Source organism: Blautia sp. 1001283B150304_161114_C9 (genome assembly GCF_015668165.1).
Lineage (GTDB): Bacteria > Bacillota > Clostridia > Lachnospirales > Lachnospiraceae > Blautia_A > Blautia_A wexlerae.
The window spans coordinates 1-20,261 of sequence record NZ_JADPGO010000015.1 but is presented as its reverse complement, the minus strand read 5'-3'; the positions used below and the strand labels follow the sequence as shown (position 1 = coordinate 20,261).

The window sequence follows — 20,261 nt, the reverse complement described above, 5'->3', positions numbered from 1 at the left end:
GATAGTGTTATGTCATACTTGAATAAATATTAAAAATGAACAGGAGACATCAGCACAATGTTAGATGAGAGAATATATCAGAATTACATAGGCATTCTGAAAGAAGAAATGATTCCTGCAATGGGATGTACAGAACCGATCGCACTGGCATATGGAGCAGCCAGAGCACGAGAAGTTCTGGGAAAAGAACCGGAACATATCACTGCAAAATGCAGTGGAAACATTATAAAAAATGTCCGTTGTGTTATCATTCCAAACTCCGGCGGATTGACTGGAATTGAAGCAGGTGTAGTCCTCGGTGCAGTAGCCGGAGACCCATCCCTGAACATGGAAGTTCTTTCGAAGGTAAATGAATCTGGAAGAAAGAGATGTTGTGAACTTCTGGATAAAAAGATATGCAAAGTAGAACTTCTGGACTCCCCGGTAGTCCTGCACTTTATCATAGAAATGCAGGCTGGAGATGACACAGTAAGTCTGGAAATTAAATACGATCATATAAATGTAACCAAAATTGTAAAGAACCAGGAAGTCCTGCTGGATTCAGATCATAAATCCGGTGAAACTCCGGCTGCAGCAGACAGAACTCTGCTCAATCTGGAAGATATTAAAACATTTGCAGATACTGTAGAACTTGATGATGTCAAAGAAATTATAGAAAATCAGATCCGCAGCAATATGGCAATCGCTCATGAAGGAATGACTGGTAAATACGGTCTTGGAATCGGCCGGATAATACGCGAAACCTATTCCAATGATATGCTTACCAAAATGCGCAGCCTCACAGCCGCAGCTTCCGAAGCCAGAATGGGCGGATGCGATATGCCGGTAGTCATCAACTCAGGCAGCGGAAACCAGGGGATTGCCTGTTCCGTACCACTGATCGTGTATGCCAGAGAAATGGAACTTCCGGACTATGTACTTTACCGTGCACTGGTATTTTCTAACCTCTTAACTGTATACCAGAAACAGTATATCGGTAAACTTTCCGCATTTTGCGGTGCGGTATCCGCATCCTGTGCAGCCGGTGCGGGGATTACCTACATGGGAGGTGGCGAACTTTCAGTGATCAAGAAGACTATAGAGAATACTCTTGCCAATATTCCGGGAATCATCTGTGATGGAGCGAAAATATCCTGTGCAGCGAAAATCGCCGCCAGTCTTGATGCTGCATTCCTGGCACATCATCTTGCTATGAACGGTCAGTCCTATGCGCCATACACTGGAATCCTCAAGGAAGAAGCCGGCGAAACCATCAGCTGTGTAGGACAGATCGGCAAAGAAGGAATGAAAGAAACAGACAAAGAAATTCTGCGGATTATGTTAGAGCGTGTTTGATTTTATGACAAAGTAAAAAAGACCGGTATATTCTCCTGCTGAAAAAAAGACATAATTGCACTGGTTTTGTGATAAGACAAGAAAAAATAATGACTATAAATTTCAATTCGTCTATTATGTTCATCTGAAAATAGGAATATAAATGACCTGAAACGAAAAAAGTATAATTACGGTCATCTTAAGAAACCGATGAAAATGACCTGAAACGAAAAAAGTACAATTACAGTCATGTATAGAAGAGAATATGAATGACTTAAAACAAGAAAAGCAGAATTGTGGTCATCTTAAAATGGAATTATGAATGACTTGAAATAAAGAAAGTGAAGAATAGAGTCAATATAAAGAGATTTTTTGTTTGACTGAATTTGCTGAAAATAAAATTTAAGTCAAGGAACTTGAGAAAGTAAAAAATTTTTACGAGGTAAGCAGATAGATATGACTATATATGAGTATGGAAATCCAGATGCGGATACTGTTTTGATTCAGTTGACTGGTGATCATGAATTATCTGTTCTTAAGAATGAGGTTGAAGAAATCCGGAAACGGACTTCAACAGATTTCAGACTCATTGCTGCAAAAGTTGATGACTGGAATTATGAGTTGTCTCCATGGAAAGCACCGGCAGTGTTCGGAAATGAAGACTTTGGTGATGGTGCTGTCAGGACACTGGAGCAGATTCTGACATTATGCACAGACAAAAGCAGGACATATTATATCGGGGGATATTCTCTTGCGGGGCTGTTCTCGTTATGGGCAGCATATCAGACAGATGTATTTTCCGGCATTGCAGCTGCTTCACCGTCTGTCTGGTTTCCGGGATTTATTGAGTATATGAAGGAACATGAAATTAAAAGTGAGACAGTTTATCTAAGTCTTGGTGACAGAGAAGAAAAAACGAGAAATTCGGTGATGTCACAGGTTGGAAACTGTATCCGGATGGGATATGGGTGGCTCATAGAGCATGGGATCAATTGTAACCTGGAATGGAATCAGGGCAATCATTTTAGAGAACCGGATATAAGAATTGCGAAAGCATTTGCCTGGGTAATGGAGGGAAAATAATATGTGGATATTATTTGCATTTGGTTCTGCTCTGTTTGCAGGCTTGACAGCCATATTGGCAAAATGCGGAATCAGAAACACAGATTCTAATGTTGCGACAGCATTAAGAACCGGTGTAGTGTTAGTCTTTTCATGGCTTATGGTATTTGTGGTCGGGGCACAAAGCGGAATCAGAGATATTTCAGCAAAAGTCCTGATCTTTCTGATTTTGTCAGGACTGTCAACGGGGATATCCTGGCTATGCTATTTCAAAGCACTGCAGATTGGAGATATCAATAAAGTAACACCAATTGATAAATCGAGTACAGTGATAACGATGCTGCTGGCTTTTATTTTTCTCAGGGAAGAAATAACGTGGCTGAAATTTGTTTCAATGATTCTTATCGGTATCGGTACTTATCTGATGATACAGAAAAAGGAAACAAAGGAGAAGGCAGAAGATAAGAAGTGGCTGCTTTATGCAGTCGGTTCCGCTGTTTTTGCCAGTCTTACCTCTATTTTGGGAAAGATTGGAATTCAGGATGTTAATTCAAATCTTGGAACTGCGATCAGGACTGCTGTTGTATTGGTGATGGCGTGGATAGTAGTATTTGTGACCGGAAAGCAGAATACGGTTAATAACATTGACAGAAAAAGCTGGCTGTTCCTTATTCTTTCCGGAGTTGCAACAGGCGGTTCCTGGCTATGTTATTACAGAGCACTTCAGACAGGTCCGGCCAGTGTGGTAGTTCCGATTGATAAACTGAGTATCCTTGTGACCATTGCATTCTCATATATTGTATTCCATGAAAGACTGTCATTGAAATCAGGGACAGGACTGCTTCTTATTGTTGTTGGAACGTTAGCTTTGCTGATATAACTATTATAAAAAAGAAAAACTATCTGGAAAAATATAATTGCGGAAACTGGCTTTTTCAGGTAGCAGAGGGATATTCAGATGGTATTTCAGATGCCAATGGAATCCTTTGATCCACGTTGTACGCTCGGGGACGGAATCGGAGAAAGCCTGAGAAATATGGGGATAAGCCGTACCGAAACTCGTAGAAAAGTGGAAGAACTTCTGGAAAGATGCGGTCTGGAAAAAGAATACGCAGACCGTTATCCCCAAATTGTATATTTATCCTGTGTCTGAAGTATATCAGACAGGGTAGCAGATAGAGCAGAAATGTCTGAAGCGATTTTATTCGTGAAAGACATTTCTGCTTTTTGATTTCTTACTCAAAATGCCGTAAAATTTTGTGTTTTTAAAAATAAAGAAAGTGTCAAAAAGCACTAACAATTATTCAGAAATCTGTGATACAATGGAAAGGCGAAATACAGAAATACAAATGAAAAGAGAGAAAACTACAAATGACACAAAAACAAAATACATTAACAAAAACCGGTATTGTAGCGCTTCTTGCCTGTGTTTGCTGCATCTTGTGGGGAAGTGCGATTCCGGTGATCAAGACCGGCTATCGTCTGATGCAGGTAGACTCCGCAGATACCGCGAGCCAGATTGTTTTTGCGGGAGTTCGTTTTACGCTGGCAGGGATTCTGGTGTTGATCTTTGCTTCCATTAAAGAAAGGAAAGTGATGATTCCTGACAGGGAAATTTTGAAATACGCAGTTCCGGTATGTCTGGCGCAGACAGTGGGACAGTATTTCTTCTTTTATATAGGTGTTGCACATACATCAGGAGTCAAGGGCGCTATTATTACCGGACTTGGAAACTTTATTGCAATTCTTCTGTCCTGTCTGGCTTTTCGGAGTGAACGGATGACAGGCAGAAAAATTGCCGGATGTGTTCTGGGATTTGCGGGAGTTGTGGTAATCAATCTGATGGGAAATTCCCTGGATATGGGGTTTAAGCTGACAGGAGAGGGATTTATTCTGATTGCTCAGTTATCCTATGGAATTTCCACAGTTCTGATTAATCTTTTTTCCAGAAAAGTATCGCCGGTAGTACTGAGCGGAACGCAGTTTACGATGGGCGGCATCGTTCTGACTCTGATAGGAGTGGGAATGGGCGGTCATCTGGGAAATGTTACAGCAGGAGGTGTGGCAATCATATTTTATCTGGCAATGGTCTCAGCAGTGGCATATACACTCTGGTCTGTATTGCTTGCATGGAATGATGTTTCGAAGGTTGCAATCTTTGGATTCGTCAATCCCCTGTGCAGTGTGATTTTGTCTGCGCTGATGCTTGGAGAGGTGAAGCAGGCATTTAATATTGGAAGTTTGATAGCACTGATTCTGGTTTGCACAGGAATTTATATTGTTAACTGCAAGAAAAAAATGTCTCGATAAACTGCGGAGCAGTTATTCGGTTATAAGCAAGTAGCGAAGCAGATTGCGGATATCCGCTTGACTGATTCCGTAATCCGGGAAGTCTGGAAAGAAATCGGCGGCTCTTTTTATTTTATGAAAAAAAGAGCATAATAAAATAGAATTTTATCTTGCAGGAATGAATATTTCTGGATATCAATCTAAAAAAGAACAGGAGAAATTCAGATGAAGAAAAAAATTTGTAAGCTGTCAGCAGCAGTATTGCTTTTTTTCTCGGGAATTATGGAGATTGGCTGGCGCTTTTTTAACATGGTGGTCTGCTGCAAAAGAGGGGGAAGGAAAAAGGAAAGAAAGAAATGGTTTGAATTATCTCATATACGGGATAATCATCCCAGAAACGGATACGCAAAGGAATATGATGAGAGCAGGGCATGGTGCGAGGCTCAGAAGATGCAGGACTGTTATATCCAAAGCGTGGATGGATTAAAACTCCACGGATTCTATCTGCCGGCAGAGCATGCAAAGCGGTTTGTTATCTTAAGCCATGGTTACAGGGGCAGCAGATTTGGTTCCCTGTCATTTATGGCAAAATATCTCCATGAGCATCAATGTAATCTTCTGTTTATGGAACAGCGATGTTGTGGAGAAAGTGAAGGAAAATATATTACCTTTGGAGCAAAGGAAAAATGGGATGTGCAGCGTTGGGCAATTTATGTGTCCGAGAGAAATAAAGAAAAGCTTCCAATCTATCTGTATGGACAGTCTATGGGAGCAGCCGCTGTACTGATGGCATCCGGATACAGGCTTCCGTCAGAGGTGAAGGGACTGATCGCAGACTGTGGTTTTCAGTCTATGGAAAGACAGATGCGGGATATGGCTGACAACTGGTTCCATCTGCATTATATCCCTTTGCTTTTGAAGGAAATGGACTGTCTGTGCCATTTTGTGGCAGGATTTCGTATGAAAGATGCAGATACCACAGAAGCTATGAAAAGGAATACAAGACCTGTCCTTTTCTTCCATGGAGAGAAGGATACTTATGTATACCCGAACAATTCATTCCAGAACTATATGCTGTGCAGAGCACCAAAGGAGCTGGTCATTGTACCGGGAGCAAGGCATCTGTGCAGTGCCTATGCAGATCCGGAACTGTATCAGCGTACAGTGATGGAGTTTTTTGAGAAATATGATGGCAGTAATTCTGAAAAATAATGTGACTGTTTTCAACCGCCAAAGGCGATTACGAATGATAACAATCCCTGACCGGGACTTATCAGATGCGTTTTGTTAAATGCATGATAAGTCTCGGTCAATTTTATGTAAAGTGTTCATTAAGTGCTGAGGGTACTGGTATTTGGGAAAAATCTGTGCTATTTTTTGTCACGTAATAAAAAAGTAATGTTGTAGCTGCCAGTACATTATTTTTAAAATAACTGTGGGCTACTGAACAAGTATGTAATGTTTTTGTACCCGGGAAAAGAGAAAAAACGGGTGATGGAGGTTAAATAAAGTATGACAAACTACTATCCTTTAACAGCAGCACAGAAAATGCACCATAACTGGATCATGGATTACGGTACACAGCAGGTATCCGGTGTCAGTGTTGTGGCGTCTGTACAGGCTGAACTGGATTTTGGATTATTAAAAAAATGTATTCAGATGGAGACAGAACGTTCCGGATGCACCAGAATCCGTTTTACGAAGCCTGATAAAGACGGAAATGTACAGCAATACCTTGTAAAACAGGATCCAAGAGATATCGGATTCAAGGATCTGTCAGGAATGGGAAGCCTTGCAAAAGCAGACGAGCTGATGCAGCAGTGGGCATACGAAACCTTTGACGGTGATGACATTCCCATGTGCGAGTTTACTATGCTGAAGCTGCCGGAAGGATATAATGGTTTCTTTGTACATATGGATCACAGACTGATCGATTCCTGTGGTCTGGTAGTAATGATCGGTGATCTGTTTCAGTTATATACCTATTATAAATATGGAACAGCCTATCCGCAGGAACTGGCAGACTTTGAGACAGTACTGAAAAAAGATCTTGCAAAAGCAGGCAACGAGAAACGTTTTGCAAAAGATAAGAAATTCTGGGATGATCAGCTGGATGCACTGGGCGAACCTCTGTATTCTGATATTCAGGGACCGTCCGTACTGGAGGAAGCAAGAAAACGTCATGGAAATCCAAAACTTCGTTCTTCTGACATTGAGATGAAGGATCTGTTTGTGGCAGTTAAGGATTATTATCTGGAGCCGGGACCAACTAAAAATCTGATCGATTTCTGTATGAACCATCAGCTGTCTATGACAAACCTTCTTCTGCTTGGCATCCGTACCTATCTGTCAAAGGTAAATAACGGACAGGAAGATATCACTATCCAGAACTTTATATCCAGACGTTCTACTCATGATGAATGGACTTCAGGAGGAAGCAGAACTATCATGTTCCCATGCAGAACAGTGATCGCACCGGAGACAGATTTCCTTTCTGCTGCTTATGAGATCCAGAATATGCAGAATCGTATCTACATGCACAGCAATTACGATCCGGCATTTATTATGGATGAGATGAGAAAGAGATACAATACACCGGAGCATACAGGATATGAGAGCTGTTATCTGACTTACCAGCCAATGACTGTGAAGGTAGAGAATGAAATGCTTGGAACTATCCGTCAGCATGCAAAATGGTTTGCAAACGGTGCAGCCACCAAGAAGATGTATCTGACTGTATCCCATACAGAAGATGGAGGTATGAACTTCTCCTATCATTACCAGACTGCTCATCTGGAGGAACATGATATGGAACTGCTCTATTATTATATGATGCGTATTCTTTTCAAGGGAATCGCAGAGCCGGATATGAGCATCGGCGAAATTATGGAACTGGTTTAACTAAATCAATATCAGGAGGAAATGCAATGAATCAGGAAATGGAATTTAAAAATATCGTAGCACAGTATAGCAAGGTAGCATCGGAAGAAATGAATAATGAAATGAGATTCCGCGAGGATCTGGGTTTCAGTTCTCTGGATTTTATGTCCTTTTTAGGTGAGCTTGAGGATACCTTTGATCTTGAACTTGACGAGAGCGAAGTGCTGAAGATCACAACTCTTGGCGAAGCCTTAAATCTGCTGGAAGAACTTCAGTAATTTTTTTCGAAGCAAAACTTATAAAGATGTCAGGGTCAAGGATATTTTGTACCTGACAGGATATCCATAACTTGAACAGTTCAGAAAATAATGGGGGACAGATATGCTGATCAGAAATATATTAGAAGAAAGTGTACGTAAATTTGATGAAGTAAAAGCAGTAAAATGGCTCAAGAAAAAGGAAATTATGGAAAGAAGCTATGGCGAACTGATGGAAAATGTAGTTTCCACCAGAAAAGGTCTTCTTGCAGAAGGCTTTGAGGGAAAGCACATTGCACTGATCGGAACCAGTTCTGTAGAGTGGATGGAAAGCTATCTGGGAATCATTACAGGATGTACCACAGCAGTACCGCTGGATGCAGCACTTCCCTGTGAGGATCTAATCGATCTGCTTAACCGTTCCGATTCCGCCGCTCTTTTCTTAAGTCCGAAGCTTAGACCATATCTGGATGCATTTCTTGGAAACTGTCCGAAACTTCAGAAGGTGTGGATGCTTCAGGAAGAGGTAGAAGATGCGCCGGCAAAGGTATACGGTATTGGTGAACTTCGAAATGCAGGAAAGAGTGCATCATCAGATTCTGTCTGCCCGGATGCAGAGGATATTGCGACCATTATCTTCACTTCCGGAACAACAGGAAAGAGCAAGGGTGTTATGCTGACACAGAATAATCTGGCCTCCAATGTTGAGGCAGTAAAGATTACGGCAGAACCGGGAACTGCCGTGCTCAGTGTGCTTCCAATCCATCACGCATTCTGCCTGGTTATGGACTGGCTGAAGGGATTCTCTCTGGGTGCAACTCTTTGCATCAATGATTCCCTGCTCCATATGGTAAGGAATATGAGTATTTTCAAACCGGATATTATGCTTATGGTTCCAATGATGATCGAAACTATTTATAAGAGACTGGCTGCCGCTGATCCGTCAATCCCGAAGGCAGTTCTGGCAGAAAAGGTATTCGGCGGAAAACTGCGCATTATCTTTACAGGCGGTGCACATCTGGATCCGTATTATATTGACTGTTTTGCAGAATATGGCGTCGAAGTACTGGAAGGCTATGGAATGTCAGAATGCTCTCCTGTTATCAGCAATAATACACTGGAAAACAATAAAAAGGGTTCTATTGGAAAACCACTTGAAAATGCAGAGATAAGATTTGAAAACGGTGAGATCCTGGTAAAAGGCAGTAGCGTTATGAAAGGATATTATCAGATGCCTGATGAGACAGCAGAGACTTTAAAGGATGGCTGGTTGCATACAGGTGATAAGGGATATATGGATGAAGACGGTTATCTGTTTATCAATGGACGTGTGAAGAACCTGATCATCCTGTCCAACGGTGAAAATGTATCTCCGGAGGAGATTGAGAATAAGCTGGCTCTGAATCCGCTGGTAGGAGAAGTGATCGTCACAGGTGAGGACAATGGACTGACCGCCCGCATCTATCCGGAGCAGGCTGTTGTGGAAGCGAAAGCATTGGATGCAGAGGCAATTCAGGCACAGCTTCAGGCATTTCTGGATGAATATAACAGAAATCAGCCCACCTATCGCCGCATTACAGGATTGGTTGTCCGCAAAAATCCGTTTATCCGCAACACAACAAAAAAAATCAGGAGACAGGATGTCCTGATTGATGAGCCTCTGGAATAAGACAGAGGCTTAAGATAAAAGTGGAAGCATACCGGATAAAAAAACCTCAGACAGAATATCAGCGATCACTTCCGGTGCCAGATTAAAATTATCCCGGCTCCATTTGTGGAGAACGCCGATGGTACTGCCGATGGCGCAGGTGATCACATAGGAAACTTCTTCCTTTGTATGCCTGTCAGGCCTGGAATTAGATGTAGTTTCTGTAACATAATGATGGAGCATAGTCAGCATTTTTTCAAACAGATCATTGCCATGAGGCGTGCTCAAAAGACCGGACAGAAAAGGATTTTCCATAGTGTACCGGCACAGAGTCAGAAAATAGGAACTGCAGATATCCCGGTCATTTTTTGGCTGGAAATTTTCCATCATGGAAAAAACATCATGAATAGTTTTATCCTCAACTGCAGAGATCAGTGAAGGGATGTCCTGATAGTGATTATAAAAGGTACTTCTGGCAATACCAGCTGTTTTAGTGATGTCGGATACAGTAATCCTGTCAGGTTTCTTTTCTTTTAACAATTTGAAAAAAGCACCTAAAATGGCCTCGTCAGCCACAGAATATCTTTCATCGGGAATTATATTTTGCATAGTTGTTTCCCCCGGGAGTCTGTAAGTAATACATAAAGTATATCACAAATCTGACCATAAAAAAATTATTTTTTCCAGGACTTTCCAGAGCCTTTTTCAAACACGCTCTAGTCCCAGAATATGTTCATTCTCTGTCAATTCTTTTACTTTCTGCATAATCCCATATCCATAATTGGTCGTGAGAAGATATTATGCTACATTGCATTGCGATGTATTTGTCAAGCAGGAATGTATGTGCTATGATTAAACTGACTATAGAATAATCCGTTATCCGGAGAAGAAAAAATGGAAATATCAGAGGTATGATGGGAGGATTTATATGCGAAGAAGAGACAGAGAGGTAACAGAACTTAATGAGATCATACATATACTTGATTCTGGCAAGGTTTTGCACCTTGGGCTGGTGGATCAGGGAAAGCCATACATAGTTCCTGTGAACTACGGTTATGTTATGGAAAATGATAAACTTGTATTTTATGTGCACGGTGCTTTGGAAGGCCGTAAGCTTGACATTATCAGAAACAATTCAGACTGCTGTGTTCAGATTGAGTGTGATGTTCAGCCATTTTCAGGTAAAGTGGCCTGCCAATATGGGTGTAGTTATTATTCTTTTGATGGATTTGGAACTGCGGAGATTGTGGAAGCACCACAAGAAAAAATTAAGGCCATGAGCGCCTTAATGAAAATACAAACGGGTAAGGATTTTGAGTTTAATGAGCGGCTGGTTTCAATTGTCAGTGTCATTCGAATTGAGTGTGATTATTATACTGCAAAGTACAGACCATTACCGGCAAATCCAGTAGTATAAATTGGGAATAATTTGTTACTTGGAGGACAAAAATGACTATTAGAAAAGCAGAAGAAAAAGACATTCTAAGAATAATTGAATTGTTGGGACAGGTATTGCAGATCCATGCAGATATAAGACCTGATATTTTTATTCCCGGTACCACAAAATATACTGTAAGCCAATTGACAGAGCTATTAGAAAAAGAAGAAAAACCCATATATGTAGCAGTGAACGAGGAAGATGTTTGTGTAGGATATGCATTTTGCCAATTACAGGAACAGCCTTTTTCAACTAATATGGTGCCGTTTAAGTCTCTTTTTATAGATGATCTATGTGTTGATCAGCAGGCTCGAGGACAGCATATCGGCGAGAGGTTGTTTGAATATGTAAAAAATGAAGCAGAGCGAATGGGCTGTTATGAAGTGACACTGAATGTATGGGCAGGAAATACTTCAGCCGAAAAGTTCTATGAAAAAATGGGTATGAAAACAAAAGAAAGGCAGATGGAATATATCCTGGAACATTGATGCGTTGTATAGCATATTTGAGAAGTCTATCTGCGAATTTACAGAGATATCCGATGGATGAATCCGATCAGTCAAACAGTAAATATTAAAAGAAAATGCAAATCAGGCACAAGTCATATTTCGGAAACTTGTGCCTGATTTTTACAGTGTTATTTGGGAATTACAGGTGCTTTTGTCCGATATTTTTAGCATTGATATAATTTATGATCATGTCTGCTGTATCGGAAATATCAAGTTTGCCTGTATCAATAGACAGCTGATACTGGCTGGCGTCTTCCCATTCTTTGCCTGTGCAGAATTTGTGGAAAGATGCTCTTTTCTCATCCACTTCCTTTATCAGCTTTGCAGCTTTTTTCTCATTAATACCGTCCCGTTCCATTACACGTTTGATACGGCAGTCTTTATCTGCGTGAAGAAAAACAGTAGTTGCCTCAGGATCATTTGCATAGATCGCTCCTGAACAGCGTCCGATGATTACGGCAGATTTTTGCTGCGTAAGTTCACGTATAAGTTCAAAAGATTTTTCCATCGGATTGCTGTCTCCGTAGCTTACAGCAATGCTGTAGAGCAGGCTGTTTACTGCCTTTTCCTGGAAAAATTCTTTGTTTTCGTCAAGCTTTCCAAGTTTTTTGGCCTCTTCTTCCAGTTTCTTTCTGTCATAGAGTTCCAGTCCAAGTTTGGAAGCCAGTTCTTTTCCTATTTCATGTCCGCCGCTTCCGCACTGTCTTGCTATTGTAATAATCATATCCCATGCCTCCTGTGCAATGATGTCGCATTTAATTTACTATCAAAGTACTTTTTCGGAATTATTATACTCAAAAAAAATCGAAATGTATATGCCAAAATCTACTATAAATTGCCTTCGCAAATCCTGATATTCTGGTACTTATGGCAAATTGGTCTGACAAATATTTGCTTGATAGAAATATTAGACAAATACCTCATATTGAGATATGATGAGAATTGTGGGAGCTGCTTTGCAGCGGAGCAATTCGTAGATATCAAGTGCTTTTACAATATCTGAAAAAGAATATTCTCCTGTCATATAATGTTTTATAAATCATTTTGCATGGATGCTCGTTGATAATAGGTATTTATGATATCCTGTAAAGTAATCGTATTCATTTTTTCTTCAGTAGTTTTTTGAATTTCATTATAGAATCCCTGCAAAGATAACTGAATGTTAATGCCAACGCCACAATCCGGATTGGTATGAGTATCTAAATGAAGCAATGGTTTATCACCTTCAACTGCTTTATAAATATCCAGCAATGTAATCTGGTCTGCTGGTTTTGAAAGAGAAGGACGGGCATGTCCGGCTACACTGGTCATAAGTCCGGCTCTTTTTAGTTTTAACATAAGCTGGCGTACAAAGCCGGGATTTGTATGGACACTTTCTGCAATTGAGGCGCTGGAGAGAGATTTTTCCTGGTTGATAGCAATCAGAACCATCACATGAACAGTATCACTTAATTTCGTTGAATATTTCATGATAAGAAACTCCTTGTAGTATGATATAATGATTTTGCTTTCACATTTTTGAGACAAAAATATTTCTGGTTTGTCTAAAACATTTCAAGTTCTCAGCAGTTCTTTTCAATGTGTTGAGAAACTGTGCATATTTATTATTTTGATGATTGTAAATAATATAATTACAACTATAATGAAATTTAAAGGAAAAGTCAACACAGGAATGAAACTTACGGAGGATTGTATAATATGCTGATCGTAGACAAATTTATGAAACCACCAAAATCCTTGAATAAACATTGATTATTACGTGATGCGATAAAATATTTACAAAGGAGAACTTATGGAATACAAAAATCAAACAGAAAATCGTGCATTTCAGGAAATGTTTCAGGCAGCAGTAAAACGGTTACAAAATCGTTCTGGAGAGGAGATTGCTGCAAAAAGTGGGGCTGTTTTTCATAGCAGCCGAAATGTGCTTGAAGTACTGAGTTTTTATGAAACGATTGAAATTCAACTCCCTGAGTTTCGTATTAACTCAAACATGGACGAATGGCATTATCTGACATTGCTGCATTATCTGGACATGGCCGATGGAACAGAAGGTTCACAGAAGCTCATTACTTTTGGTAACCTGAAAGATGGATTGATTCGAGGAACCAAGTTTGACCGGACTGCAGAGCAGAAACTGGAAAAACTTTTGCAGGATAAAGATCCTGAGAAAATTCAGAAAGCATGTAAAAACCTGGGTGCAGAATTCACAGAGACAAAGGCGGATCTGTGTGCTGTTTTTCCAGTTCTGCCAAGATATCCGGTAACTTTAAAGATATGGTTTGCAGATGAAGAATTTCCTGTATCTGGCAAAATATTTCTTCAGGATCATGCCGATCATTATCTAAGTGTAGAAGATGCGGTAACAGTTGGAGAAATTTTGTTGCAAAAATTATCGGAAGCATTTTCTTCTCTCTGATCATGAATCAGAAAACTTTCCAGTCCGGCTTTGATAAATTTGTCGATTACTGTCTGAATCTGTTTCCAGTCATTACAGTGATTGCGGAGCATCAGTCTGTTGATGGAAAGGCAGCCATTCATTTGAAAATAAAAAACCGATTCTGCCTGTTCAAAGGTCAGGAGGCTGTGTGACATAAGCCAGGTCACATAGCCTTCTTTTGTATTTTCTGCTATTTTTTCCAGAAGAATAGGGGCAATTGCATCATCCAGAAACAGTGCCCTGTATTGTGATTCCATCTGTATTTTCTGACAGAACGGATAGGAACAGCTTTTTTGATTTAGACAGAATAAATGATCTACAGTTGTTAACATATCCTGAGTCATATCATTAAAAATATCTGATAATACATCATGGATATCGTAGTAATGAAGATAAAAAGTGCCACGGTTGATTTCAGCATTTTTGCAGATCTCTGTAACTGTAATTTTCGTAAAACTTTTCTGATTTAACAACTCTAAGAACGTATCTTTTATGGTTTGCCTGGTATAGCGGGTACGGCGATCTTGTTTTCTCGTTTTTTCTGACATTATATACTCCTGTATTAGTTAGTATCATATGATTTCTCAACAATTTTTCTGATGTGTTGAGTAACCATACAAATCTCACAGATTGATTATTGTAATTTATATAGTAACAACTATAATGAGGTTTAAAGAAAAAGTCAACAGATTGTTCAGAATTTTAGGAGGAAAAACATGGGACATGTAATTGCAGTATCAGGAAAAGGTGGCGTAGGAAAAACAACTCTTTGTGGATTGTTGATCCAGTATTTATGTGAAAGCGGAAAACGTCCGGTCCTGGCGGTGGATGCAGATGCAAATGCAAATTTGAACGAAGTGCTCGGTGTTGAGCCGGAGGTCACACTTGGGGAGCTGAGAGAAGAAATTGAGCGGGCAGGCATAGACCCACGATATCAGATTCCCTCCGGTATGACAAAACAGGCATATCTGGAAATGCGTCTTTCCGATGCAATTGCAGAAGAAGACGATTATGATTTGATGGTAATGGGGCGAACCCAGGGACAGGGCTGCTATTGTTTTGTAAATGGTCTTGTGCAGACCCAGGTTCAGAAACTGCAAGGTCATTATCCATATATTGTGGTTGATAACGAAGCAGGTATGGAACATATCAGCAGAGGAATCCTGCCAATGATGGAAGTTGCGATTCTTGTAAGTGACTGTTCCAGAAGAGGTGTTCAGGCAGCCGGACGTATTGCAAAGCTGATGAAGGAGTTAAACTTTAAACCACAGAAAACTGGATTAATCGTGAATCGTGTTCCGGATGGAAAACTGGATGCCGGAACTCTGGAAGAAATTCGAAATCAGGGACTGGAATTGTTAGGGGTTGTGCCACATGATGACCAGGTATATCAGTATGACTGTGATGGAAAGCCGATCATACAGCTTCCGAAAGATTCTCCTGTAAGAAGTGCACTGGGAGAAATTGTAAAGAAGTTGGGATTGTGAGTTGGAGGATTGAAAGTTTGAAGATTGAGTAAACAGAAATATTATCTGATTTGGCATAACTAATTGTAAAGAAAGGAAAATCTTCATGAGAAATCATTGGGCAGAAATAGAAAAATATTTAGAAGACCAGAAGATAGCGCAGGAACTAATTGGAGAACTGAGAGATTTTCACATGCGTTATGAGGTAGAGGATCAGGTAAAGGAACGGGTAGAAAAACCGGATATCCTGTTTTATGGGAAAAAGATTCTGGAAATGTCAATAGCAGCGCTTCTTCAGGGAGATAACCTGTTACTTTCCGGTGCGAAAGCTACAGGGAAAAATGTACTATGTGAGACACTGGCATGGATATTCGGAAGACCGGAATACGACATTTCTTTTCATGTAAATACAGACAGTGCCGATCTGATTGGAACGGATACCTTTATAAATAATGAGGTTCGCCTTCGGAAAGGCCCCATCTACCAATGCGCGGAATTTGGAGGATTTGGAATCCTGGACGAAATCAATATGGCAAAAAATGATGCGGTTTCTGTACTGCATGCCACACTGGATCATCGGCGCAGAATCGATATTCCAGGATATAACAGGATTTTACTTCATCCGGCAACACGATTTATCGGCACGATGAATTATGGCTACGCAGGTACCAGAGAGCTAAATGAAGCATTGGTTTCAAGGTTTATGGTAATTGATATGCCTGAAATGGATGAGGATAGTGTCCTTTTTGTATTAAGACAACATTTTCCAGATGGGGAAAAAAGTGCACTGAAAGCTTTTGCAGGACTGTTTCTGGATTTGCAGATCAAAGCTTATCATGGAGAAATCTCAACAAAATCTCTTGACCTGAGAGGACTGGTTTCTGCTGTAAAAGCAACAAAAAGCGGACTTTCTCCAATTGATGCAATCCAGATGGGGATCATAAATAAAAGTTTTGATGTATTTGAAAAAGAGATCATAGAAGATGTGGTTTCTACCAGAATCCCATCTTCCTGGACCGGAAAAGACATATGGGGGTAAACTTGTATGGAGGATGTCAGATGGCCGGCGAAACAACTGGAAGAACATCGTCTGGAGATCAGCAATCGTATCAGAAATCTTTTTTGGACAGTCAGTGGTGATTATGATATGGAATTTGAACCGGACACAGAAAAATATGTTTATTCAAAACAAACGGTTCTATATGAGGCAGTGAAGCAGGGTGCCTTTGCACGATATTTTGATCAGAAGAAACTTGGCATGTATTTGATGAAAAAATTACATTTTTCTGCTGGAGAAGATATACTTTTGCCTCTTGCTGGATTATGCATGGATGCTGCTGTGGAGCGTTTTATCATTCGAGAACGTTTGGGAACAAAGGAAATCAGAGAACAGGCGTTCAGAGAATTGGAAAAGGCCGAGAAAGAGCAGGTATCAGACAAAGCTGGAACAGACCTGATTCACAGGATTAGGCTTCTGTATATAAGGCATGTTCTGGAGAACACAGACGATGAGGGAATGGATCCACAGGCAGAGATTGCATTGTACAAGATTCTTTCTCTGAAGGATGCGGAAAATACGGAAGATGTCATAAACGTGATAGATGAGATTTATAATCATGTTCTGGATCTCTCTTTTGAAAAAAGGAATGGAAATCTGGAGAAGATTCTGAATTTACCGGATATGGCATTAGCCAATGACGCGTGGCAGGAATGCATGACGGATGAACAGATGGAAGACATCATTCAAAAATATCTTTCTAATCTCAAAAAAAAGATGATGAGTCTGGATATCAGAAACAAAAAGAAAAAAAGATTTTATTTCTCTCCGGAAAATGAAGAAGTTCCGGAAAGCTCGGAGAATATAAATCCACAGGCAGTGCGACGGATACGGGAATATGTGGAACTGAATTACGGGAAATCGTATCTGAGTGAATCGGAGCAGGCCAGAATCAACCGGAAATTTTGTACAGGAATCCACAAAAACTGTATCCTGTATCTTACAGATGGAATTTTACAGAACCCTGTCATAAAAAATAATCAATACCGTTTTTCTCAGCTGCAGTTTGAAAAAAATAAAGCCTATTATGGAAATAATCACTGGATCATCAAAAGAAATATTTCTGTGTTGGCAGAGTCACTGAAACGGGCATTTATAATCCGAAAGGATGATTCTGTCAGCAGATCTGATGCAGGGCAGCTTGTTCCTGAAAGGTTATGGAAAATTGGAAGAACAGACGATGACAAGTTATTTAATAGAAAAAAGAGAGCAGAAGATTCTGAGTTTGTAATAGACGTCCTGATTGATTCCAGTGGTTCCCAAGCTGGCAGACAGGCTCAGGTAGCGGCGCAGGGATATATTATCAGTGAAGCATTAAGCCAGGCAGGAATTCCTCATCGGGTGACAGGATACTGTGCTTTCTGGGGATATACAGTACTTCAGAGATTTCGGGATTATGAAGATCCAAGGGAAACAAATGAAAGAATCTTTCAATTTCGGGCGTATGCCAATAACAGAGATGGGCTTGCACTGAAAACAGTCTGTTCCTCTCTCATGGAGCGACCGGAAAAAAATAAGATTTTAATCGTATTAAGTGATGGAAAACCCTGTGATATGAGCATACAACGACCAGGAACCCGCCAGCCCAAGATCTATGACGGAGAAGGAGCTGTGAAAGATACTGCATATGAGGTGCGTCGGGCCAGAAATCAGGGAATTTTCGTAATTGGTATTTTTGTAGGGAATGAAGAAGAGCTCTCCGTGGAAAAGAGAATCTATGGAAAAGACTTTGCCTATATTCGTAATATCAGCAATTTTTCCCGTATGGTAGGAACTTTTTTGCGAAGACAAATTGATATGGAATAAAAATGGAGGAATCACTATGGGTAAAATTGAATTTGCCAATTGCCAGGATGTAAGAAATCAGAAAAAGATACAGGAATTAGATTGTCCACACTGTCATGAACCGGGAGGCATTGAAGCCTTTGTGAAAGACGGGATACTCGCAGAGGACGGAGTATGTGATAACTGCGGATATATTCTTCCAGAAGGAACAGAACTGGAGGAAGTGGAGTAAGAAGCCTTAAAAGGTATTATAGAGAAACTGGAATTATAAATCATAATAGATTACGGGTAAAGGAGATAACAGATGAAAATAGCAGTTTGCGGAAAAGGTGGATGTGGAAAAAGTACAGTAACCAGTCTTTTGGCTAAGGCTTTAGCCAGACGAGGAAAAGAAATTTTGGTAATTGATTCCGATGAATCTAATTATGGTCTACACCGACAGCTAGGTATGAAGCTTCCCAGAGATTTTACAGACTATTTCGGTGGTAAGCAAAATGTTTTAAATGATATGATGTTATCAAAATTTACTCATCAGTTTTTTGAGGAAACCTGGACTATAGATGATATACCGGAAGATTATTATAGTCTGAAGGATGGTGTAAAACTGATGAGCAGTGGAAAAATTCATCAAGCAAATGAAGGGTGTTCTTGTGCTATGGGAACTGTTATGACTCAATTTATCCAAAATCTCAGGCTTACAGAAGACCAATTTGCGCTAATGGATATGGAGGCTGGTATTGAACACTTTGGACGTGGAATTGATAACGGTGTAGATTTGATATTGATAATTATAGATCCATCCTATGAATCCCTACAGCTTTCCAAAAAAATCGGGGAATTATCGGAAAGTATTAGAAAACCATTTTATTACGTTCTCAATAAAGTAACAAAAGAGAATCAGGAAATGATGTATGAAGCTGTATGGAATTCAAGTCGAGTCGCTGTATCTCTTAGTGCGGATACTAGTATTATGAGAGAGGGACTGATGGGGAAAGAACTATCAGAAAAACCAGATGCTATTGAAAACTTAACAGAATTTCTACTTTCTATTTAAAGAATGAGGAGATTTACTGTGGATATATGATAAAAGAAAACCAGATTATACAGATATAATTTGTAATATTACATCCACTTGACGCAAGAGAGATGCAGTGATATACTGGAACAAAAGTTATTTATAAAATAACAATAAAAACCTGGGACTATATTGTGTGATTGAACAGTTACAAAAAATGCAATTCTTGTGGAGGGATAGGATGATACAGATTGCAATTGTGGAAGATGAAGAAATTTACGTAAAACAATTAACAGAGTATATCCGGAAATATCAAACGGAAAGGGGAAGATCAATAAAGGTTACAGTATTTGGTGATGGAGAAGATATCACTGAAAATTACAATGGCGGTTTTGACATTATTCTGATGGATATTCAAATGCGGTTCATGGACGGTATGACAGCAGCAGAAAAAATTCGTCAAATGGATCAGAAAGTAATTATCATGTTTATTACAAATATGATTCAATATGCAGTACGTGGATACGAAGTTGATGCAATGGATTATGTAGTAAAACCAGTTGAGTATTTTTCTTTTTCGCAGAAACTGGATAAAGCAGTTGGTCGTATGCGTTCTGAGGTTAAAGAATTTCTTACGATTCCGATTGGGGAAGGAGTTGTAAAGATAGATATAGCAGATATCTATTTTATTGAGGGGCAGAGACATAATGTAATTTATCATACTTCGAGAGGAGATTACTGTTCAAGAATTACGATGAAAGAACTCGAAGAAAAACTTGCGGTACATAATTTTTTTCGATGTGCAAAGGGATATCTGGTAAATATGAATCATGTAGAGGGATTTGTTGGTTCTGATTGTGTGATCCATAATGTACATATACCTGTCAGCAGAACCAGAAAAAAAGAATTCATGAATCTGCTTCTGCAAAACCTCAATATGGAATGATTTCATGCGAAATGGAGGTTATTAACAGTTAAATATAAATTATAAAATCATATAAGTACATGTTGAGTGTTATAAGATATTAGAGTAGAATATTATTGAAAGGAGTTGATTCTTTGAGTAAATATTATTCTATACATGAATTTTCAAAAATTATA

The 20,261-nt window shown here is 39.7% G+C and carries 22 protein-coding genes; 18 read left to right on the top strand and 4 right to left on the bottom strand.

Annotated elements, in window-relative coordinates; all coding sequences use genetic code 11:
- Nucleotides 1-57: 57 nt before the first annotated feature.
- From I4V44_RS09320 to I4V44_RS09280, 9 genes are all read left to right on the top strand, one after another.
- Nucleotides 58-1,335 carry an L-cysteine desulfidase family protein gene (locus tag I4V44_RS09320; protein WP_118331485.1) on the top strand — a complete coding sequence of 426 codons (1,278 nt, stop codon included), beginning with the start codon at nucleotides 58-60 and terminating at the stop codon, nucleotides 1,333-1,335.
- A gap of 435 nt (nucleotides 1,336-1,770) precedes the next feature.
- Complete coding sequence (locus I4V44_RS09315; RefSeq protein WP_022381326.1) at nucleotides 1,771-2,397, top strand: hypothetical protein; 627 nt, start codon at nucleotides 1,771-1,773, stop codon at nucleotides 2,395-2,397.
- A 1-nt stretch (nucleotide 2,398) separates the two neighbouring features.
- Nucleotides 2,399-3,256 (top strand): EamA family transporter, encoded by an 858-nt coding sequence (locus I4V44_RS09310; protein ID WP_118586219.1) that lies wholly within the window; start codon nucleotides 2,399-2,401, stop codon nucleotides 3,254-3,256.
- Nucleotides 3,257-3,334: 78 nt separating this feature from the next.
- Nucleotides 3,335-3,529, top strand: a complete 195-nt coding sequence (locus I4V44_RS09305) for a hypothetical protein (RefSeq protein ID WP_025577511.1) — start codon at nucleotides 3,335-3,337, stop codon at nucleotides 3,527-3,529.
- Nucleotides 3,530-3,747: 218 nt separating this feature from the next.
- Nucleotides 3,748-4,686 (top strand): DMT family transporter, encoded by a 939-nt coding sequence (locus I4V44_RS09300; RefSeq protein WP_062807980.1) that lies wholly within the window; start codon nucleotides 3,748-3,750, stop codon nucleotides 4,684-4,686.
- A gap of 204 nt (nucleotides 4,687-4,890) precedes the next feature.
- Nucleotides 4,891-5,877: an alpha/beta hydrolase gene (locus I4V44_RS09295; protein ID WP_196002645.1), complete on the top strand. Its 987-nt coding sequence runs from the start codon at nucleotides 4,891-4,893 to the stop codon at nucleotides 5,875-5,877.
- Between the two features lie 300 nt (nucleotides 5,878-6,177).
- Nucleotides 6,178-7,566 (top strand): condensation domain-containing protein, encoded by a 1,389-nt coding sequence (locus I4V44_RS09290; protein WP_008706732.1) that lies wholly within the window; start codon nucleotides 6,178-6,180, stop codon nucleotides 7,564-7,566.
- A 26-nt stretch (nucleotides 7,567-7,592) separates the two neighbouring features.
- Nucleotides 7,593-7,823, top strand: coding sequence for an acyl carrier protein (locus I4V44_RS09285; protein WP_055054282.1), 231 nt, complete (start codon nucleotides 7,593-7,595; stop codon nucleotides 7,821-7,823).
- Nucleotides 7,824-7,926: 103 nt separating this feature from the next.
- Nucleotides 7,927-9,471, top strand: a complete 1,545-nt coding sequence (locus tag I4V44_RS09280) for an AMP-binding protein (protein WP_196002644.1) — start codon at nucleotides 7,927-7,929, stop codon at nucleotides 9,469-9,471.
- A gap of 9 nt (nucleotides 9,472-9,480) precedes the next feature.
- Here I4V44_RS09280 and I4V44_RS09275 read toward each other — a convergent pair whose 3' ends face one another.
- Nucleotides 9,481-10,059 (bottom strand): TetR/AcrR family transcriptional regulator, encoded by a 579-nt coding sequence (locus I4V44_RS09275; RefSeq protein WP_008706729.1) that lies wholly within the window; start codon nucleotides 10,057-10,059, stop codon nucleotides 9,481-9,483.
- A 319-nt stretch (nucleotides 10,060-10,378) separates the two neighbouring features.
- Between I4V44_RS09275 and I4V44_RS09270 the strand changes: the two genes are divergently transcribed.
- Together I4V44_RS09270 and I4V44_RS09265 are read left to right on the top strand one after the other, a co-directional pair.
- Entirely contained in the window at nucleotides 10,379-10,867 is a 489-nt protein-coding gene (locus I4V44_RS09270) for a pyridoxamine 5'-phosphate oxidase family protein (RefSeq protein ID WP_055054291.1), read from the top strand.
- A 32-nt stretch (nucleotides 10,868-10,899) separates the two neighbouring features.
- Complete coding sequence (locus tag I4V44_RS09265) at nucleotides 10,900-11,376, top strand: GNAT family N-acetyltransferase (protein WP_196002643.1); 477 nt, start codon at nucleotides 10,900-10,902, stop codon at nucleotides 11,374-11,376.
- 160 nt (nucleotides 11,377-11,536) lie between these two features.
- Here I4V44_RS09265 and I4V44_RS09260 read toward each other — a convergent pair whose 3' ends face one another.
- Together I4V44_RS09260 and I4V44_RS09255 are read right to left on the bottom strand one after the other, a co-directional pair.
- Entirely contained in the window at nucleotides 11,537-12,121 is a 585-nt protein-coding gene (locus I4V44_RS09260) for a cytidylate kinase-like family protein (protein ID WP_196002642.1), read from the bottom strand.
- A 308-nt stretch (nucleotides 12,122-12,429) separates the two neighbouring features.
- Nucleotides 12,430-12,867, bottom strand: a complete 438-nt coding sequence (locus tag I4V44_RS09255) for an Rrf2 family transcriptional regulator (RefSeq protein ID WP_196002641.1) — start codon at nucleotides 12,865-12,867, stop codon at nucleotides 12,430-12,432.
- Between the two features lie 322 nt (nucleotides 12,868-13,189).
- Between I4V44_RS09255 and I4V44_RS09250 the strand changes: the two genes are divergently transcribed.
- On the top strand, nucleotides 13,190-13,816 hold the full coding sequence (locus tag I4V44_RS09250; protein WP_196002640.1) for a DUF3786 domain-containing protein: 627 nt from the start codon (nucleotides 13,190-13,192) through the stop codon (nucleotides 13,814-13,816).
- Here I4V44_RS09250 and I4V44_RS09245 read toward each other — a convergent pair.
- Nucleotides 13,738-14,385, bottom strand: a complete 648-nt coding sequence (locus I4V44_RS09245; protein WP_196002639.1) for a TetR/AcrR family transcriptional regulator — start codon at nucleotides 14,383-14,385, stop codon at nucleotides 13,738-13,740. The genes I4V44_RS09250 and I4V44_RS09245 overlap by 79 nt on opposite strands.
- A gap of 168 nt (nucleotides 14,386-14,553) precedes the next feature.
- On the opposite strand from I4V44_RS09245, the gene I4V44_RS09240 reads away from it, so the two are divergent.
- The 6 genes from I4V44_RS09240 (at nucleotide 14,554) to I4V44_RS09215 (ending at nucleotide 20,106) form a co-directional block, all read left to right on the top strand.
- Complete coding sequence (locus I4V44_RS09240) at nucleotides 14,554-15,324, top strand: ATP-binding protein (RefSeq protein ID WP_119253947.1); 771 nt, start codon at nucleotides 14,554-14,556, stop codon at nucleotides 15,322-15,324.
- An 85-nt stretch (nucleotides 15,325-15,409) separates the two neighbouring features.
- The gene (locus I4V44_RS09235) at nucleotides 15,410-16,342 is read left to right on the top strand and encodes an AAA family ATPase (protein WP_019162591.1); all 933 of its coding nucleotides are present in this window, start codon (nucleotides 15,410-15,412) and stop codon (nucleotides 16,340-16,342) included.
- 6 nt (nucleotides 16,343-16,348) lie between these two features.
- Entirely contained in the window at nucleotides 16,349-18,166 is a 1,818-nt protein-coding gene (locus tag I4V44_RS09230) for a cobaltochelatase CobT-related protein (protein WP_196002638.1), read from the top strand.
- Between the two features lie 16 nt (nucleotides 18,167-18,182).
- Complete coding sequence (locus tag I4V44_RS09225) at nucleotides 18,183-18,377, top strand: hypothetical protein (RefSeq protein WP_118247149.1); 195 nt, start codon at nucleotides 18,183-18,185, stop codon at nucleotides 18,375-18,377.
- A gap of 72 nt (nucleotides 18,378-18,449) precedes the next feature.
- Complete coding sequence (locus I4V44_RS09220) at nucleotides 18,450-19,199, top strand: ATP-binding protein (protein WP_118137647.1); 750 nt, start codon at nucleotides 18,450-18,452, stop codon at nucleotides 19,197-19,199.
- A gap of 202 nt (nucleotides 19,200-19,401) precedes the next feature.
- The gene (locus tag I4V44_RS09215) at nucleotides 19,402-20,106 is read left to right on the top strand and encodes a LytR/AlgR family response regulator transcription factor (RefSeq protein ID WP_025578142.1); all 705 of its coding nucleotides are present in this window, start codon (nucleotides 19,402-19,404) and stop codon (nucleotides 20,104-20,106) included.
- Nucleotides 20,107-20,261: the final 155 nt, after the last annotated feature.

What these genes read in the sequence shown, in the direction of transcription:
- I4V44_RS09320 (WP_118331485.1), top strand. Translation starts at nt 58, where the DNA reads ATGTTAGATGAGAGAATATATCAGAATTACATAGGCATTCTGAAAGAA.
- I4V44_RS09315 (WP_022381326.1), top strand. Translation starts at nt 1,771, where the DNA reads ATGACTATATATGAGTATGGAAATCCAGATGCGGATACTGTTTTGATT.
- I4V44_RS09310 (WP_118586219.1), top strand. Translation starts at nt 2,399, where the DNA reads ATGTGGATATTATTTGCATTTGGTTCTGCTCTGTTTGCAGGCTTGACA.
- I4V44_RS09305 (WP_025577511.1), top strand. Translation starts at nt 3,335, where the DNA reads ATGGTATTTCAGATGCCAATGGAATCCTTTGATCCACGTTGTACGCTC.
- I4V44_RS09300 (WP_062807980.1), top strand. Translation starts at nt 3,748, where the DNA reads ATGACACAAAAACAAAATACATTAACAAAAACCGGTATTGTAGCGCTT.
- I4V44_RS09295 (WP_196002645.1), top strand. Translation starts at nt 4,891, where the DNA reads ATGAAGAAAAAAATTTGTAAGCTGTCAGCAGCAGTATTGCTTTTTTTC.
- I4V44_RS09290 (WP_008706732.1), top strand. Translation starts at nt 6,178, where the DNA reads ATGACAAACTACTATCCTTTAACAGCAGCACAGAAAATGCACCATAAC.
- I4V44_RS09285 (WP_055054282.1), top strand. Translation starts at nt 7,593, where the DNA reads ATGAATCAGGAAATGGAATTTAAAAATATCGTAGCACAGTATAGCAAG.
- I4V44_RS09280 (WP_196002644.1), top strand. Translation starts at nt 7,927, where the DNA reads ATGCTGATCAGAAATATATTAGAAGAAAGTGTACGTAAATTTGATGAA.
- I4V44_RS09275 (WP_008706729.1), bottom strand. Translation starts at nt 10,059, where the DNA reads ATGCAAAATATAATTCCCGATGAAAGATATTCTGTGGCTGACGAGGCC.
- I4V44_RS09270 (WP_055054291.1), top strand. Translation starts at nt 10,379, where the DNA reads ATGCGAAGAAGAGACAGAGAGGTAACAGAACTTAATGAGATCATACAT.
- I4V44_RS09265 (WP_196002643.1), top strand. Translation starts at nt 10,900, where the DNA reads ATGACTATTAGAAAAGCAGAAGAAAAAGACATTCTAAGAATAATTGAA.
- I4V44_RS09260 (WP_196002642.1), bottom strand. Translation starts at nt 12,121, where the DNA reads ATGATTATTACAATAGCAAGACAGTGCGGAAGCGGCGGACATGAAATA.
- I4V44_RS09255 (WP_196002641.1), bottom strand. Translation starts at nt 12,867, where the DNA reads ATGAAATATTCAACGAAATTAAGTGATACTGTTCATGTGATGGTTCTG.
- I4V44_RS09250 (WP_196002640.1), top strand. Translation starts at nt 13,190, where the DNA reads ATGGAATACAAAAATCAAACAGAAAATCGTGCATTTCAGGAAATGTTT.
- I4V44_RS09245 (WP_196002639.1), bottom strand. Translation starts at nt 14,385, where the DNA reads ATGTCAGAAAAAACGAGAAAACAAGATCGCCGTACCCGCTATACCAGG.
- I4V44_RS09240 (WP_119253947.1), top strand. Translation starts at nt 14,554, where the DNA reads ATGGGACATGTAATTGCAGTATCAGGAAAAGGTGGCGTAGGAAAAACA.
- I4V44_RS09235 (WP_019162591.1), top strand. Translation starts at nt 15,410, where the DNA reads ATGAGAAATCATTGGGCAGAAATAGAAAAATATTTAGAAGACCAGAAG.
- I4V44_RS09230 (WP_196002638.1), top strand. Translation starts at nt 16,349, where the DNA reads ATGGAGGATGTCAGATGGCCGGCGAAACAACTGGAAGAACATCGTCTG.
- I4V44_RS09225 (WP_118247149.1), top strand. Translation starts at nt 18,183, where the DNA reads ATGGGTAAAATTGAATTTGCCAATTGCCAGGATGTAAGAAATCAGAAA.
- I4V44_RS09220 (WP_118137647.1), top strand. Translation starts at nt 18,450, where the DNA reads ATGAAAATAGCAGTTTGCGGAAAAGGTGGATGTGGAAAAAGTACAGTA.
- I4V44_RS09215 (WP_025578142.1), top strand. Translation starts at nt 19,402, where the DNA reads ATGATACAGATTGCAATTGTGGAAGATGAAGAAATTTACGTAAAACAA.